At 43.0% G+C, this 2,151-nt stretch carries 3 protein-coding genes; 1 reads left to right on the top strand and 2 read right to left on the bottom strand.

From position 1 onward, the window contains the following. Nucleotides 1–259 precede the first annotated feature (259 nt). Nucleotides 260–439 (top strand): hypothetical protein, encoded by a 180-nt coding sequence (locus HMPREF0372_RS19700; RefSeq protein WP_154024026.1) that lies wholly within the window; start codon nt 260–262, stop codon nt 437–439. 241 nt (nt 440–680) lie between these two features. Here the strand turns inward: HMPREF0372_RS19700 and HMPREF0372_RS09655 are convergent, their stop codons facing one another. Next, complete coding sequence (locus HMPREF0372_RS09655) at nt 681–1,466, bottom strand: hypothetical protein (RefSeq protein ID WP_050810488.1); 786 nt, start codon at nt 1,464–1,466, stop codon at nt 681–683. A gap of 505 nt (nt 1,467–1,971) precedes the next feature. Then, on the bottom strand, nt 1,972–2,151 hold a 180-nt coding region (locus HMPREF0372_RS20360), incomplete at its 5' end, for a hypothetical protein (RefSeq protein ID WP_207635681.1).

The raw sequence follows: 2,151 nt of genomic DNA, 5'->3' as shown, positions 1-2,151 counted from the left end.
GTTCACCGTCCAATATGTTTGACAAACCTACAAGATTTTGACCACTTGAAAAACCCGGCTGGAGGCAGATGACGCTTAAGACCACACCGTGCGGGCAGCCATAACTCGGAGGCAAAAGAGGATAGTATGCGCAGCAGCCGGAAAATCCGCTCCGGATTTGATGCCGGCGGGCAATTTTATTTGGTCTAATCAAATAACTTTTTTAGCTGTTACAAATTCTTTTCAATCTGGATCGGGCAGGGAAAACACCGTATCCTCTATGGACAATGATGACAGTCAAAATAGAAAGAAACCTGTCTTTGACCGAAGTCAAAAACAGGTTTCTTCGCCGGGTGATGGCTACAAAAAAGATGCAGTGGTTGCAGGTCTGCACCAAAAACCAAATCGCAACCCAGCAAAGCGGTTGCGGTTTGGAAAGGAGCCGCGACAAAATGAGTAAGCGGTGACTTTTACAAAAAAGTCGCCGCGAACGATATGACGTCCGCGGCGACATGTCCTGTGTTGATAAAAAATGCACTTTGATAAGGGCTTGGGATTAAGGTTGATTCTATAAAGAAAACCGTTTGAATTCCTCAAGTGTCGCTTCAAGTATCTGTCTGTTTTCGTGCTCAGGCTTTAAATACTGTTGCATTTCTTCAAATATCTGATCGAGATTTTGCAGGTCTGAGTCTGTATATATTCTATACAAAAATATTAAACTTTCGGTAATATTCTTTGTGCTTCTGCATCTCTTTTTCAAAATTGGCTCTGGCCTCTAAATTGATTTCTTTTTGATTTTTTTCCTTTGTCCTGGATAAGTACCCATGTGTTGACCAGGGAGAAAATTCAAATCCCTGTTTCTGCAATGTATAGGGATTAATAATCGTGAAATCCAACCGATACCTGTGCTGTGTCTGAAGACCGCCATATCGCAATTCTGGGATCAAGAGCGGGATTTCGTATGGCTGCTTGCTGCTTAACACCAACTCGCAATACTTTTTGGCAATCTCCATTTCATAGGGTGATCTCGTTTGTCGAACCATAATATTTTGAAAAAATACCAGGTATTGTTCTATCGTAAAAAACTCTATTCTTTGCGGTGAATGGGGAACGACAAGTCCTGTCTCCAGGACATGTCCGATGGTCCAGTAGTTTGGTTTAAAATGTCGAATTTCACTGACATCGTTTTCCCATTCTCCATTTTTAAAACGAGGGGTGATGAGAAGTCCGTAGCTTGCATTTGTTTGCCCAATCCAAAGTGCTGCTTCTTCCTTTTTAGGGCGTTTTTTTGCCAAGGCATCGCAGTTGCGCCAATATGTGCGCTTTAAAAAAAGAGTCACATATTCTAAGAGTTCCGGATCACTTGTCAGTTGCTGCTGAAACTTATACGCCGCCCTGGATGCCTCTTTTCCCGCATCGACGGTCTTTATGTGGTTTATAAGCCCCTGGAACCAACGGGCGGCAAATTCCTCAGGTGAGCTTATCACGTCATCTGTAACATTAAGATACGTCGTGTGCTTCCCTCCGATTTTTGCGTGGAGGGATAATTGCTGAGATTTGAAGTCATCTGGATTGTCTTTGCTGAAGGCATGGCGCCGCAAGATACTAGGAAGCAGTGCGTCCAGTTGACATGTTAGCTACGCAATCTGTTCTTTTTTCTGTCGCGCAAACCACTGCTTTCCTGTCATAACAGCCACCCTTTACACATTTTTCTCCCAGAGTATTGCTGTAATTATATCAAGTATTCCTATTTTATGCAACTCAATATTAATCTAATGTGGTTATGACACAGGGGGCAGATTCCAAAAATCTTCCATTTTGTATTTCGATTTCAGCTCGTTTGCACTTTCATGCCTCATCTCCGAAGTGAATACAGAAATAGCTGAAAGTCCTGTCATGATAAGGCTTTCAGCTATACCCCCCTATCCGCCAGTCTCATGTAAACTGTTCGAATTGGGTGGGGGCATTCAAAAACCTTGGCGCAGGCGGAATTCACTTCCGCCGGGTATGTGAAGTCCTCACGGTATGCATAAAAATAACCACACCGAAAGGTGTGGTTATTTTTATGCAAATAACGGTTAAAACCGATATTTCTGCAAAATCGAAAAACGCCGCAGAGCGGCGATCCCAAATCACAACCGGTAGTGTCAAGGAATTTTCGCAAAATGGTTT

Origin of the sequence: Flavonifractor plautii ATCC 29863 (assembly GCF_000239295.1) — a bacterium.
GTDB classification, from domain to species: domain Bacteria; phylum Bacillota; class Clostridia; order Oscillospirales; family Oscillospiraceae; genus Flavonifractor; species Flavonifractor plautii.
This window is presented reverse-complemented; position numbering and strand designations above follow the sequence as displayed.

Coding starts and splice junctions, on each gene's coding strand:
- HMPREF0372_RS19700 (WP_154024026.1), top strand. CDS start 260: ATGGACAATGATGACAGTCAAAATAGAAAGAAACCTGTCTTTGACCGA.